Origin of the sequence: Pseudoxanthomonas sp. Root65 (assembly GCF_001427635.1) — a bacterium.
In the GTDB taxonomy this organism is placed as follows: domain Bacteria; phylum Pseudomonadota; class Gammaproteobacteria; order Xanthomonadales; family Xanthomonadaceae; genus Pseudoxanthomonas_A.
This window is the reverse complement of record NZ_LMHA01000001.1, coordinates 739,431-752,822: the sequence shown is the minus strand read 5'-3', so window position 1 is coordinate 752,822 and position 13,392 is coordinate 739,431. Positions and strand designations below refer to the sequence as shown.

Genomic DNA, 13,392 nt, shown 5'->3' with positions numbered 1-13,392 from the left:
GCCCCGGGTATCCTTGTCGCCCATGTCGAACCGCACTGCCGAACGCCTGTTGCGCATCCTCTATTCGGTGGTGCTGTACCTGCTGACGCCGGTCACCGTCTACCACCTGATCTGGCGTGGTTTCCGGTATCCCGAGTATTTCCTGCGCTGGAGCGAGCGCTACGGCAGCTACGACACGCCGTCGCGTCCCGTCGACGTCTGGCTGCATGCGGTGTCGGTGGGCGAGGTCAACGCCGCCGCGCCGGTCGTCGACGCCTTGTTGAAGCGGCATCGCGGCCTGCGGCTGCTGATCACCACCATCACGCCGACCGGGTCGCAGCGCGTGCAGGCGCTGTGGGGCGAGCGCGTGCTGCATGTGTATTCGCCTTACGACCTGCCCGGTGCGGTCGCGCGCTTCCTTGCGCAGTTCCCACCGCGGCTGGCGTTGATCATGGAAACCGAGCTGTGGCCCAGTCTGCTGTTCGGCTGCCACGACCGTCGCGTGCCGGTGTACATCCTCAATGCGCGCCTGTCCGCACGCTCGCTGCGCGGCTACAGCGTGCTGCGCCCGCTGATCGCGCGCACGCTGCGCACCGTGAGCAAGGTGGCGGCGCAGTCCGGTGACGATGCGGCGCGCTTCGTGCAACTCGGTGCGCTGCCGGAACAGGTGCGTGACGTCGGCAACCTGAAGTTCGACATCCCGGTGCCGGCCAACGTGGCCGAGGTGGTCGCCGGCTTCCGCCAGCACCTGTCGACGGGGCGTCGTGTCTGGATCGCCGCCAGCACGCACGAGGAGGAGGAAGCGCCGGTGCTGGCCATTCACGCGCGCCTGCGCAAGCGCTGGCCCGACCTGCTGCTGCTGTGGGCGCCACGGCACCCCGAGCGCTTCCCCCGCGTGGCGGAATCGGCGCGCGCCGCGGGCTGGAACGTCGGCACGCGTCGCGGCGACCGCTGGCCGTCCACCGGCAACGATGTCTTCGTGCTCGACACGCTGGGCGAACTGATGGCGTTCTACGCCTGCGCGGACGTCGCCTTCGTCGGTGGCAGCCTGCAGGCGATCGGCGGCCACAACCTGCTGGAGCCGGCCGCCGTCGGCACGCCGGCCGTCAGCGGTCCGCACCTGCACAACTTCAGCGAGATTTCCCGCCGGTTGCGGGAAGCCGACGCACTGGTGATCGCAGTCGATGCCGCCGGCGTGGGCGATGCCATCGAGACCTTGCTTGCCGATGACGCGCGACGGCGCGACGTGGCCGACCGCGGGCGCACGCTGGTCGAGCACGGGCGCGGCGCACTGGCACGTACCCTGGCGATGATCGCCCCGCACCTGCCGGCACCGGTGGCATGAGCGTGGCGACGCCGCGGGCGTTGGCGGGTGTGCGCGTACTCGATCTGACCCGCGTGCTCGCCGGACCGTGGTGCACGCAGGTACTGGCCGACCTCGGCGCCGACGTCATCAAGGTGGAGCGTCCCGGCAGCGGCGACGACACGCGTGGCTGGGGTCCTCCGTTCCTGCGCGACGCCGACGGCAACGACACGGCGGAGTCCGCGTACTACCTGTGCGCCAACCGCAACAAGCGCTCGCTGACCGTCGATATCGCCACCGAGGAAGGGCAGGCCGTCATCCGTCGGCTGGTGATGCAGAGCGACGTACTGGTGGAGAACTTCAAGGTCGGCGACATGGCGCGCTACGGGCTGGATGCCGCGACGCTGCGTGGCCTCCATCCGAGGCTGGTGTACTGCTCGATCACCGGCTTCGGCCAGGACGGCCCGTATGCACAGCGTGCCGGTTACGACGTCGCGATCCAGGGCCTCGGCGGCCTGATGAGCATCACCGGCGCCGCCGACGGCGAGCCGCAGAAAGTGGGCGTGGCCGTCACCGACCTGTTCACCGGTATGTATGCCACTGTCGCCATCCTCGCTGCCCTGCGCCACCGCGATGCAACCGGCGAAGGCCAGGTGATCGACATGGCGCTGCTGGATGCGCAGGTCGCGATGCTCGCCAACCTGGGCAGCCATTACCTGGTCGGCGGTGACGTACCGCCGCGGCAAGGCAACGCGCATGCCAACATCGTGCCGTACCAGGTCTTCGCCGTGGCCGACGGGCATATCGTCGTCGCGGTCGGCAACGACCGGCAGTTCGCGCGGTTGTGCGAACTAATGGATGTATCCGCGCTGGCGGATGATGCGCGCTTCACGACCAATGCCGGGCGTGTGCGCCATCGCGACGTGCTTGTACCGCCGTTGCAGGCCGCGTTGCTGTCGCGGGGACGGCACGCGTGGCTGTCGATGTTCGAGGCGGCCGGCATTCCCTGCGGACCGGTCAACGACCTCGCCGACGTGTTCGCCGATCCGCAGGTGCAGGCGCGGGGCATGGTGGCCGGGTTACCGCATCCGCTGGCCGACGCGTTGCCGCTGGTGAACAGTCCGATCCGGCTGTCGGCGACCCCGGTCGTGCACCGGCATGCACCACCGTTGCTCGGGCAGCACACCGATGACGTGCTGCGCGAAGCGGGCTATGACGACGACGGGATTGCCGCGTTGCGCAAGCGCGGTGTGGTCTGACCCGCAAGGAGGTTGTGGGAGCGACGTGAGTCGCGAGCTCTTGGGTTGTCATTGCGCAAAAGCGTCGCGACTCACGTCGCTCCCACAACAGTCCCACAATCATCCAAAAGCCGGAAACGACAACGGCGGGCCGAAGCCCGCCGTCGTGATCGCCAATGCGGCGAAGGCTTACTGCGAAAGCGGCTGCGACGACAGCCGCGATTCGGCATCGGCGGTCAACAGGCGGTTGACGTCCTGCACATCGGCGCCGTCCAGCGTACCGGCGGCCTGTTCCAGCAGCAGGCGGTTCTGCAGGAAGTTGTAGCGGGCCTGCGCGTACTCGACCTGCGCCTGGAACAGCGTGCGCTGGTTCTGCAGCACGTCCAGCACGGTACGGGTACCGACTTCCAGGCCGACCTGCGAGGCGTCCAGAGCGCTCTGCGCGGAGAACACCGCCAGGCGGCGGGCTTCCACTTCGGTCACGCCGGCGACCAGCGCCTGGTAGGCGTTGCTGGTGTTGCGGATCAGCGCGCGGCGCGTCTGCTCCATGCCGTCGGCCGCGCGGTCGCGCTGGGCCAGCGCCTGGCGCACGCCGGACTGGGTGGCGCCACCGGAGAAGATCGGCACCGTCAGCGTCACGCCCCAGTTGTAGCCTTCGCCATCGCGCGACAGCGTGCCGGGCACGCTGTCCCAGTCGGTGCCGTTCGAGTAGCCGCCACGGAAGTTCAGCGTGGGGTAGTGCCCCGCACGCGCGCTGGACACGCCATGCTGCGCGGACTCCAGCACATACTCCGCCGACTTCAGGTCCGGGTTCTGCTCGAGGGCACGGTCCACCCACGCCTGTGCGTTCTGTTCCGGCGGAAGTTCCGGACGGAAGTCATCCGGCAGGCCCTTCAGGCCGCTGATCGGCTGGCCGGTGATCTCGGCGAGGGCGCGGTAGCTGTCGTCCAGTGCGTTGCGCGCCAGGATGGTGTTGGCGCGCGCGCTGTCGTACTGCGCGCGGGCTTCGTGCACGTCGGTGATCGGCGCCAGGCCCACATCGAGGCGCTTCTGCGCGTAGTCGAACTGCTTCTTCGACGCGGCCTCGTTGGTCTCGGCGGCGGCCAGCGACTCGATGCCGATCAGCACGTTGAAGTAGGCGGCCGAGGTGCGGGTGATCAGCGTGTTGTTGGCCGAGGCCAGGTCGTAGTCGGCGGCCTGGCTGATGGCGCGCTGCCCGCGCAGGTTGGCGATGCGGCTCCAGTCGAAGATCGTCTGGCTGACCGATGCACCGTAGGTGCGGCTCTTGCCGTCACCGGTGGGATCGCCCGGGCGGCTGCTGTGGGTGAGTTCGTAGCCGGCGCTGCCGCTGATCTGCGGCAGCAGCACGGCACGTGCCTGTACCGCGCCTTCCTTGTCGATCAGGCGGGTGGATTCCGCGATGGACAACTGAGGATCGCCGGTGCGCGCCAGCTCATAGGTCTGCATCAGGTCGGTGGCGCCGGCCGCGGACGGCAGGGCCAGGGCGAGCGCGAGTACGAGGGGGCGACGGCTCATGCGGGGTTCCTTGTTTAATCTTCAGAAGACGAACTGGGGCGCCGGTGCGGCGCCGACCAGATAGGGGAGGTCGGTTTCGAACAACGATTCGATGCGGGCGCCGTTGACATCGTCGATGTGCAGCACGCCTTCCATCACCGGCGAGGCGCCGCGCACGACGAACAGGCGGCCGCCCGGGCGCAGCCACTGCAGGAAGCGCGCCGGCACGGTGGCGACGGCACCGGTCACGCAGATCACGTCGAAGCGGCGGTCGCTGTCCCATGCCAGCGCATCGACGGCTTCGATGCGCACGTTGCTGCCCAGGCCGGTGGCGTCCAGGCGCGCACGCGCGGCATCGGCCAGGTCGGGATGGATCTCGAGGCTGACCACCTCGCGCGCCAGGTGCGCCAAGCAGGCGGTCAGGTAGCCGCTGCCGGTGCCGATTTCCAGCACGTCTTCGTTGGCCTGCGGCTTGAGTGCCTGCAGGGTGCGGCCCTCGATCACGGGCTTGGCCATGAATTCGCCATGGCCCAGCGGCAGTGCCAGGTCCGCGTAGGCCAGCGCACGGTGCGCGTCGGCCACGAAGGCCTCGCGCGGCAACGCGGCCAGCGTGTCCAGCACGCGCGCATCCAGCACGTCCCAGGGACGTACCTGCTGCTCGACCATGTTTTCGCGGGCCTGGGAGTAATCGATCGTCATGGGGGTGGTCATCCGACGCGGAGGGCTGGGCCGGGCATTTTAGCGGTCTGGCCCCGTCCGCGCTGGGCAAGGATCGCGGCACGCGCGCCGATGGGCGCAGTGCCGGAAGTCACCGCAACCTCCGTCGCCCGGGGGTGCGCTTCAGTTTCAGCGGCGGCCATAAGCCCTCAGGAACATGTCCACCGTGGCCTCGACATGCTGGCGGGCATCCATCGGTCCTGGCCGGCTGCACAGGCCGCAGGTCATGCGCGCATGCACTTCGCCCTTGATCAGGGTGAAGAACTGCACGGAGGCCGTCGCCACGTCGGGGATGTCCAGCTCGCCCTTGGCCACCAGCGCCTGCAGCATCGCGGCGAAGGCGTCGTGCGTGCGCTGCGGGCCGGCTTCCCAGAAGGTCTGCTTGAGTTTGTCGTCGATGTTGCCGGGAACCATCATCATGCGGTGCGTGCTGATGGCCTCTTCGCTGGTGACCAGCGCGAAGAAGGCCTGCGCGATGGCCTTGAGCTGGTCGCGCAGGCTGCCGGTCAGTTCGAGCTCGAACAGCGTGTCCGGCAGCATTTCCTCGCACTTGGCCTTCACGGCCGCGGCGAACAGCGCGTCCTTGTCGCCGAAGTGGCTGTACACCGTCAGCTTGGAAACGCCCGCCTCGGCGGCGATCTGGTCCATGCTGACGCCATTGAACCCCTCGCGCGCGAACAACTGCTTGGCGGCTTCGAGGATGGCGGCGCGCTTGCCCAAGTCCTTGGGGCGCCCGGGGCCGCTGGTGGCGGGCTTGGCGGGGGGCTTGGAGCGGTTGGCGGACGTACGTGGACTGGCCATTTCGCAATACTAGACTACTCGGTTCGATATTTATACTATACCGCCAAGTCCAATAATTGAAATCGCAACGGAGCGGTCATGCGCCAGACGCACTGGAACGGAGTGTTCGGGATCCTGCTGATGGGATTGGCCGCCTGCAGTGCGGAGCAGCCTGCGGAAACGCCACGTCCCGCGCTGGTGGTGCAGCCCGGCGGTGGTGCCGAGGCGGCGTTGTCGGCGTACGCCGGTGAAGTGCGGGCCCGCGAGGAAAGTCCGCTGGCGTTCCGCGTCGGCGGCAATCTGGTCCGGCGCAATGTCGATGCCGGTGCGCGCGTGCAGAAGGGCGAAGTGCTGGCGCTGCTGGATGCCGGCGATTTCGCGCTGCAGGCGCAAGCCGCGCAGGCGCAACTGGCGTCCGCCGAGGCCGACCTGGTCCGCGCGCGCGGCGACCGCGACCGCTACGCCCAGCTGGTCGGCGACCAGCTGATCAGCCAGTCCGCGTACGACGCGCAGGTGGCCGCGTACAAGGCGGCCGAAGGCCAGGCGCGTGCGGCACGCGCGCAGATGGACGTGATGCGCAACCAGGAAGGCTATTCGCAGCTGCGAGCGCCGCGTGATGGCGTGATCGCCAGCCGCCAGGCCGAAGCCGGGCAGGTCGTGGCCGCCGGCCAGACCGTCTTCACCCTGGCGGCCGACGGGGGCCGCGAGGTCGCCATCGGCCTGCCGGAAAACCGCATCCGCCAGTTCAGCGTGGGCCAGCCGGTGATGGTCGAGTTGTGGAATGCGCCGGGTCAGCGCCTGCCCGGTGCCATCCGCGAGATCGCACCCGCCGCGGATGCGCAGACCCGCACCTACGCGGCGCGCGTCAGTCTGGTCGGCGATGCACAGCAGCAGGTCGAGCTGGGTCAGAGTGCGCGCGTCTACGTGCAGGAAAACGGTACGCAGGCGGCATTGAAGCTGCCGCTGTCGGCCATCCAGCGGGGCGGCGATGGCAAGACCACGGTCTGGGTCGTCGATCCGGCGAGCGGCAAGGTGCGCGCGCAGCCGGTACGGCTCGGCGCCTATGGCGATGCCTCGGTGCCGGTGCTGGGCGGCGTGAAGGCCGGCGACTGGGTGGTAGGCGCCGGTGGGCATCTGTTGCGTGAAGGCCAGATCGTCACGCCGGTCGATCGCAGCAACCGGCCGCTGAAACTCGCGGCGGGTGGCGGCACGGCCGCCATCGCCACGCGCCAGGAGTAAGGGCATGCGCCGGTTCAACCTGTCCGAGTGGGCACTGACCAACCGCAGCCTGGTGCTGTTCGCGATGATCCTGCTGGGCCTGGTCGGTGCGTGGTCGTACCAGCACCTGGGCCAGTCCGAGGATCCGCCGTTCACCTTCAAGGCGATGGTGGTGCGCACGGTGTGGCCGGGCGCGACCGCCGAGGAAGTCTCCCAGCAGGTCACCGAGCGCATCGAGAAGGCGCTGATGACCACCGGCAACTACGAATACATCCGCTCGTACTCGCGGCCGGGCGAGTCGCAGGTGATCTTCGCCGCGCGCGACAGTCTGAAGTCGCGCGACATGCCCGAGCTCTGGTACCAGGTGCGCAAGAAGGTCGGCGACATCCGGGCGACGTTGCCGGCGGGCGTGGTGGGTCCGTTCTTCAACGACGAGTTCGGCGACACCTTCGGCAACATCTATGCGCTGACCGGCGAAGGATTCGACTACGCGGTGATGAAGGACTACGCCGACCGCATCCAGCTGGAACTGCAGCGGGTGGACGACGTCGGCAAGGTGGAACTGGTCGGCCTGCAGGACGAGAAGATTTGGATCGAGCTGTCCAACACCAAGCTGGCCACGCTGGGCATTCCGCTCAACGCCGTGCAGCAGGCGCTGGAGGAACAGAATGCGGTGACGCCGGCCGGCTTCTTCGAGACGCCGACCGACCGCGTGCAGTTGCGGCTCAGCGGCGAGTTCACCTCGGTCGACGAGATCCGCGAGTTCCCGATCCGGGCCGGCGGCCGCACGGTCAAGCTGGGCGACATCGCCGAGATCACGCGGGGCTTCGCCGACCCGGCTGCGCCGCGCATGCGTTTCATGGGCCAGCCCGGCATCGGCATTGCGGTGGCGATGAAGGACGGCGGCGACATCCTCAAGCTCGGCGAGACGCTGGAGACCGAGTTCCAGCGCCTGCAGAAGACGCTGCCGCTGGGCATGGAGCTGCGCAAGGTGTCCGACCAGCCGGCGGCGGTGGAGGAATCGGTGGGCGAGTTCGTCCGCGTGCTTGCCGAGGCGGTGATCATCGTGTTGCTGGTCAGCTTCTTCTCGCTGGGCATGCGCACCGGCCTGGTGGTGGCGGTATCGATCCCGCTGGTACTGGCGATGACCTTCGCGGTGATGCACTACTTCGGCATCGGCCTGCACAAGATCTCGCTGGGCGCGCTGGTGCTGGCGCTGGGCCTGCTGGTCGACGACGCGATCATCGCGGTGGAGATGATGGCCATCAAGATGGAACAGGGCTTCGACCGGCTGAAGGCCGCCAGCTTCGCCTACGAATCCACGGCATTCCCCATGCTCACCGGCACGCTGGTGACGGCGGCCGGCTTCCTGCCGATCGCCACGGCCGCGTCCAGCACCGGCGAATACACGCGCTCGCTGTTCCAGGTGGTGACCATCGCGCTGGTGGTGTCGTGGGTGGCGGCGGTGCTGTTCATCCCATACCTCGGCGACAAGATGCTGCCCGACCTGGGCAACCCGCAGCCGCCGAAGCCCGGCTCGCTGGCCGCGCGCTGGCAGGCGTTCCGCGCAGGCCTGGCCGACCGCTGGCCGCAGTACGCCGGCATGCTGGCGCCGAAGCCCCACGACGCGCACGACCACAACCCGTACCACACGCCGTTCTACCAGCGCTTCCGCGGCTGGCTGGCGTTCTGCCTGCGTCGCCGCTGGCTGGTGATCGGCGTGACCGCGGCCGCCTTCGTCGCCTCGATCGCATTGTTCCGGTTCGTGCCGCAGCAGTTCTTCCCGGACTCCGTGCGTCCGGAGCTGATGGTGGACCTGGAACTGGCCGAAGGCAGTTCGCTGAAGTCCACGGATGCGCAGGCACGCAAGCTGGAGGCGCTGCTGGCCAAGCGCGACGGCATCCTCAACTACGTGGCCTACATCGGCACGGGCTCGCCGCGCTTCTACCTGCCGCTGGACCAGCAGCTGCCGCAGGCGCACTTCTCGCAGTTCGTGGTGCTGACGCAGGACACCCAGGCGCGTGAATCCACCCGGCGCTGGCTGATCGACGAAGTGGCGCCGCAGTTCCCCGAACTGCAGTTCCGCGTGACGCGCCTGGAGAACGGTCCGCCGGTCGGCTATCCGATCCAGTTCCGCGTGTCCGGCGAGCATATCGATCGCGTGCAGGCGATCGCGCGGCAGATGGCGGAGAAGGTGCGCGCCAGTCCGCATGTCACCAACGTCAACCTGGACTGGAGCGAGCCGAGCAAGATCGTGCGGCTGCAGATCGACCAGGACCGCGCGCGCGCGCTCGGCGTCAGCACGGCGCAGGTATCGCACTTCCTGTCCGGGTCGCTGTCGGGCCTGAGCGTCAGTACCTACCGCGAGGGCAACGAACTGGTGGAGATCCTGCTGCGCGGGCCGGAAGAGGAGCGCACGCGGCTGGACCTGTTGGGCAGCCTGGCGGTGCCGACCAGCAGCGGCGGCAGCGTGCCGCTGTCGCAGATCGCCAACCTCGAGTACGCCTTCGAGGACGGCATCATCTGGCATCGCGACCGCCTGCCCACGGTGACGGTGCGCGCCGACCTGGCCAGCGACGACGTGACGGCGCCGACCGTGGTGGCGCAGATTTCGCCCACGCTGGACGAGATCCGTTCCACGCTGCCGCAAGGCTATCTGCTGGAAACCGGGGGCACGGTGGAGGACTCGGCCCGCGGGCAGAAATCGATCGCCGCCGGCATGCCGCTGTTCCTGCTGGCGGTGACCACGCTGCTGATGCTGCAGCTGCGCAGCTTCTCGCGGATGGCGCTGGTGCTGCTGACCGCGCCGCTCGGACTGATCGGCGTGACCCTGGCGCTGCTGGTGTTCCGGGTGCCGTTCGGCTTCGTCGCCATGCTCGGCACCATCGCGCTGGCCGGCATGATCATGCGCAACTCGGTGATCCTGGTGGACCAGATCGACCAGGACATCCAGGCCGGCCACGATCGCTGGCACGCGATCATCGACGCCACCGTGCGCCGCTTCAGGCCGATCGTGCTGACCGCGCTGGCGGCGGTGCTGGCGATGATCCCGCTGTCGCGCAGCGCCTTCTTCGGCCCGATGGCGGTCGCCATCATGGGCGGCCTGACGGTGGCCACGGTGCTGACCCTGTTCTTCCTCCCGGCGCTTTATGCGGCGTGGTTCAAGGTTCGGCCGGAAGAATCCGCCACGCGCTGACGCCGGGGGGGTTCAAGAACCCCCCCGCCACAGCCGATACTGGAAAGGTCGAAGCCCCCGGACCCCGTGCCCGCCGTGCGCTGCCTGTTCCTCACCGGCCTGAGTCTGCTGGTCCTGCTCGTCGGCGCGCCCGCGTGGGCGCTCGACCCTGCGCGCAAGGTCGACGAGTACACGATCTCGCGCTGGACCATGGAAGACGGGCTGTCGCACAACCTGGTGCATGCCATCCAGCAGGATGCCGACGGCTATCTGTGGACGGGCACGTGGGAAGGCGCGGCGCGCTTCGATGGTCGCCGCTTCACCGCTTACGACGCCGGTACCGTGCCGGGGCTGGAGATCGAAGGCGTGCGCGCCATCGCGCCGCGCCCGCAGGGCGGGATGGCGCTGAGCCTGGGGCGCGTCGGCCCGGGCGTGGTGCGCTTCCACCAGGGCCACTGGCAACGTCTGCCGGGGAAAGCGGGCACGCTGCCCGATGTATCGGTGCTGCGCTTCGGTCCCGACGGCGTGCTGTGGATCGGCACCGACCATGCGCTGTTCCGGCGGGAGCCCTCGGGCCAGCTGCAGGAAATCGAGAGTGCCCATGCGCGCCTGGCCAACGAGCGCGTGCTGGCGATCCTGCCGCTGCCGGACGGGCGGGCGCTCGTGGGCAACCGGCATGGCCTGTTCCGGATCGACCGCGGGCGGGCTACCGAATGGGGGCGCGAGGTGGGGCTGCCGGAGACGTCGGTGCTGGCGGTCCAGCCCTCGCGCTGGGGAGGGCTGCTGGTGGGCGGCAGCGCCGGCGTGTGGCGGCTGGAACATGGCCGGGCGCAGCAGATCACCGGCGACCGCGTCGAGGCCATGCTGGAAGACCGCAACGGCAATCTCTGGGTCTCCACGCTCGATGGCCTGCGCCGCTACACCCAGGGGCGCTACGAGACGCTGGGCGAACGCGACGGCCTGATGGGGCGCCTGGCGCCGGCCTTGTTCGAGGACCGCGACGGCCTGCTGTGGGTCGGCACCACCAATGGTCTGTACCGCATCTCCGACGGGCCGGTGTTCGGGTTGGGACGCAGCAACGGGCTGCGCGACATCTATGTGCGCGCGATCATCGAGCGGCCGGGGCAGGGCGTATGGATCGGCCACCCGATGGGCGTGGACGCCTGGCAGGCCGGCCAGAGCCGTGCGGTGCCGCTGGCGTTCGATGGCAAGTCCGACCCCTCCGTCCTCTCGCTGGCCAACGCGCGCGACGGCGGCCTGTGGATCGGCACCTACGACCAGGGCGTCATCCGCCTGCCTGCGGCGGGCGCCGAACAACAGGCGAAGCCCTGGCGCCTGGACGAGTCCGGCGGCCTGCCCTCCAACCATGTGCGCGCGCTGCTGGAACGCGCCGACGGATCGCTGTGGATCGGCAGCAACGAAGGCGTGACCGTCTATCGCGATGGCCGCATCACCCGCCACTACGACGCCGACGACGGCCTGCCGGATGGCAACGTCTACGTGCTGTACGAAACCGCGCAGGGCGTGCTGTGGATCGGCACGAGCAACGGCATGGCGATGATGCGGCGCGACGGCACGGTGCGCCGATGGACGCCGATGTCCGATTTCCCGGCCGTGGCGGCCTTCGACTTCCTGGCCGACGCGGACGGCAGCCTGTGGATCGCCTCCGACCGTGGCCTGCTGCATTGGCGCGACGGCGCGTTCGTGCAGTTCGATCATCGCCAGGGCCTGCCGAACAACCGCCTGTTCCGGTTGCTGGAAGACGACAACGGCGACTTCTGGGTGTCGAGCAACCGCGGGGTGTTCCGCATCTCGCGGCCGGCACTGACGGCGGTGGAGAACCGCCACCTGAAGCGGCTGCCGGTGGAGGCCTTCACCCACGCCGACGGACTGCCCAGCAGCCAGGCCAATGGCGCTTCCGCGCCGGCGGGCTGGCCGATGCGCGACGGCAAGCTGTGGTTCGCCACGGCGAACGGGGTGGGCGTGATCGACCCCGACGATGCGCGCCTGCAGCGCACGCAGGGCGTGACGCTGGTGATCGAATCGGTGGAGGCCGACGGCCGCGTGCTGCCGCTGCAGGCGCGCTACGCCCTGGCAGCGGACCTGCGCCGCGTCGTCATCCGCTTTACCGGCCTGAACCAGCGGGCACCCGAACGCCTGCGCTATCGCTACCGGATGGTCGGCTTCGATCGCGACTGGGTCGAGACCGACAACGGCATCGCGCACGATGCGGTGTACACCAACCTGCCGTCCGGGAAACTCCGCTTCGAAGTGCAGGTGATGAACGCGCCCGCAGACTGGAGCAAGACCGAAGGCCGGGTGATGCGTTCGGTGGACCTGGACAAGGCCGCGCCCTGGTGGCTAAGGGCGTGGGCGATGATGGCCTACCTCGTGCTGCTGGGCCTGCTGGGCTGGGGCGTGCTGCTGCTGGCGATGCGTCGCCACCGCCATCGCCAGCACCGGCTGCAGGCGCTGGTGGACGCGCGGACATCGGAGTTGAGCGACAAGAACGCGCAGCTCGAACAGGCAGGCGAGGCGAATGCGCAGCTGCTGGAACAGCTGGCCTACCAGGCACGCCACGATCCGCTGACGCGACTGGCCAACCGCCGTGCCGGCGACGCGTTCCTGGCCGAGGCGCTGGACACCAGCCGCCGCGAAGGTCGCCCGCTCTGCGTCGCATTGCTGGACATCGACCACTTCAAGGCGATCAACGACCGCTACGGGCACGCCTTCGGCGACGACGTGCTATCGCAGGTCGCGGCGCTGGCCGAACAGGGGATCGGCCACCACGAAGGTGTGCTGATCGCGCGCTGGGGCGGCGAGGAATTCCTGGTCTGCCAGCAGTTGCCGTGGTCGATCGCGCGCGCGCGCCTGGAGGCGCTGCGCGAAGGCATTGCCCAGGCCAGCATCGACGCGCCCGACGGCGGCCGCCTGCGCTGCACGATCAGTATCGGCGTGGCGGAACTCGAAGCCGGCCAGGATCTGCGCGACCTGCTGCGTGTCGCCGACGAGCGCCTCTACCGCGCCAAGCAGCAGGGACGCAATCGTCTGGTTGCGGGTTGATCGGTGGGGCGTCCCGGGTCGCGGTCGTCAGCGGCCGACGAAGCGCAGCCCGCCCGCTTCGCCTTCACCAACGGTTTCCGGATCGGTCACCAGCGCATTCTCGAAACCGCCGCCACTGCCGTTGTAGAGCAGGTAGACTGGCTTCTCGTTGCGCAGCAGGTCGATCGCGTTCTGGAAATCGTCCAAGTGGTAGTTCAACTGCGGCTGGGTGCCATTGAGGCCGTCGGCAGGCAAGGCCGCGCCGTTGGCATGGAACACCAGCTGGCCGACGTAGGCGCCGCCGGCCATCAGGCCGATGCGGCGGCGGAACGTGTTGGCGGAATAGATGACGTGGTACTTCTCGATCTGCGTCGTGGGCATCGTGCCTGTCCTGTGCGTGCATCCCCTGCGTATCCGTCAACGCA

At 69.0% G+C, this 13,392-nt stretch carries 9 protein-coding genes; 5 read left to right on the top strand and 4 right to left on the bottom strand.

Annotated features, from left to right (window positions below):
- Nucleotides 1-22: 22 nt before the first annotated feature.
- The gene (gene waaA / locus ASD77_RS03370) at nucleotides 23-1,324 is read left to right on the top strand and encodes a lipid IV(A) 3-deoxy-D-manno-octulosonic acid transferase (RefSeq protein ID WP_055937299.1); all 1,302 of its coding nucleotides are present in this window, start codon (nucleotides 23-25) and stop codon (nucleotides 1,322-1,324) included.
- Nucleotides 1,321-2,541 carry a CaiB/BaiF CoA-transferase family protein gene (locus ASD77_RS03365; RefSeq protein ID WP_055937296.1) on the top strand — a complete coding sequence of 407 codons (1,221 nt, stop codon included), beginning with the start codon at nucleotides 1,321-1,323 and terminating at the stop codon, nucleotides 2,539-2,541. Before waaA ends, ASD77_RS03365 begins: the two co-directional genes overlap by 4 nt.
- Before the next feature lie 168 nt (nucleotides 2,542-2,709).
- Here ASD77_RS03365 and ASD77_RS03360 read toward each other — a convergent pair whose 3' ends face one another.
- The 3 genes from ASD77_RS03360 to ASD77_RS03350 all read right to left on the bottom strand — a co-directional run bounded on the left by ASD77_RS03360 (nucleotide 2,710) and on the right by ASD77_RS03350 (nucleotide 5,553).
- Nucleotides 2,710-4,056, bottom strand: a complete 1,347-nt coding sequence (locus tag ASD77_RS03360) for a TolC family outer membrane protein (protein WP_055937293.1) — start codon at nucleotides 4,054-4,056, stop codon at nucleotides 2,710-2,712.
- A gap of 21 nt (nucleotides 4,057-4,077) precedes the next feature.
- A complete protein-coding gene (locus ASD77_RS03355) occupies nucleotides 4,078-4,734 on the bottom strand; it encodes a protein-L-isoaspartate O-methyltransferase (RefSeq protein WP_055937290.1) in 657 nt (218 codons plus the stop codon).
- Nucleotides 4,735-4,881: 147 nt separating this feature from the next.
- Nucleotides 4,882-5,553, bottom strand: coding sequence for a TetR/AcrR family transcriptional regulator (locus ASD77_RS03350; RefSeq protein WP_055937288.1), 672 nt, complete (start codon nucleotides 5,551-5,553; stop codon nucleotides 4,882-4,884).
- 78 nt (nucleotides 5,554-5,631) lie between these two features.
- On the opposite strand from ASD77_RS03350, the gene ASD77_RS03345 reads away from it, so the two are divergent.
- The 3 genes from ASD77_RS03345 to ASD77_RS03335 all read left to right on the top strand — a co-directional run bounded on the left by ASD77_RS03345 (nucleotide 5,632) and on the right by ASD77_RS03335 (nucleotide 12,988).
- Nucleotides 5,632-6,771, top strand: a complete 1,140-nt coding sequence (locus tag ASD77_RS03345; RefSeq protein ID WP_055937285.1) for an efflux RND transporter periplasmic adaptor subunit — start codon at nucleotides 5,632-5,634, stop codon at nucleotides 6,769-6,771.
- A 4-nt stretch (nucleotides 6,772-6,775) separates the two neighbouring features.
- Complete coding sequence (locus ASD77_RS03340) at nucleotides 6,776-9,946, top strand: efflux RND transporter permease subunit (RefSeq protein WP_055937282.1); 3,171 nt, start codon at nucleotides 6,776-6,778, stop codon at nucleotides 9,944-9,946.
- Nucleotides 9,947-10,012: 66 nt separating this feature from the next.
- Nucleotides 10,013-12,988: a ligand-binding sensor domain-containing diguanylate cyclase gene (locus tag ASD77_RS03335; protein WP_055937279.1), complete on the top strand. Its 2,976-nt coding sequence runs from the start codon at nucleotides 10,013-10,015 to the stop codon at nucleotides 12,986-12,988.
- A gap of 27 nt (nucleotides 12,989-13,015) precedes the next feature.
- Here ASD77_RS03335 and ASD77_RS03330 read toward each other — a convergent pair whose 3' ends face one another.
- Complete coding sequence (locus ASD77_RS03330) at nucleotides 13,016-13,348, bottom strand: hypothetical protein (RefSeq protein ID WP_055937277.1); 333 nt, start codon at nucleotides 13,346-13,348, stop codon at nucleotides 13,016-13,018.
- Nucleotides 13,349-13,392 lie beyond the last annotated feature (44 nt).

What these genes read in the sequence shown, in the direction of transcription:
- waaA (WP_055937299.1), top strand. Translation starts at nt 23, where the DNA reads ATGTCGAACCGCACTGCCGAACGCCTGTTGCGCATCCTCTATTCGGTG.
- ASD77_RS03365 (WP_055937296.1), top strand. Translation starts at nt 1,321, where the DNA reads ATGAGCGTGGCGACGCCGCGGGCGTTGGCGGGTGTGCGCGTACTCGAT.
- ASD77_RS03360 (WP_055937293.1), bottom strand. Translation starts at nt 4,056, where the DNA reads ATGAGCCGTCGCCCCCTCGTACTCGCGCTCGCCCTGGCCCTGCCGTCC.
- ASD77_RS03355 (WP_055937290.1), bottom strand. Translation starts at nt 4,734, where the DNA reads ATGACGATCGATTACTCCCAGGCCCGCGAAAACATGGTCGAGCAGCAG.
- ASD77_RS03350 (WP_055937288.1), bottom strand. Translation starts at nt 5,553, where the DNA reads ATGGCCAGTCCACGTACGTCCGCCAACCGCTCCAAGCCCCCCGCCAAG.
- ASD77_RS03345 (WP_055937285.1), top strand. Translation starts at nt 5,632, where the DNA reads ATGCGCCAGACGCACTGGAACGGAGTGTTCGGGATCCTGCTGATGGGA.
- ASD77_RS03340 (WP_055937282.1), top strand. Translation starts at nt 6,776, where the DNA reads ATGCGCCGGTTCAACCTGTCCGAGTGGGCACTGACCAACCGCAGCCTG.
- ASD77_RS03330 (WP_055937277.1), bottom strand. Translation starts at nt 13,348, where the DNA reads ATGCCCACGACGCAGATCGAGAAGTACCACGTCATCTATTCCGCCAAC.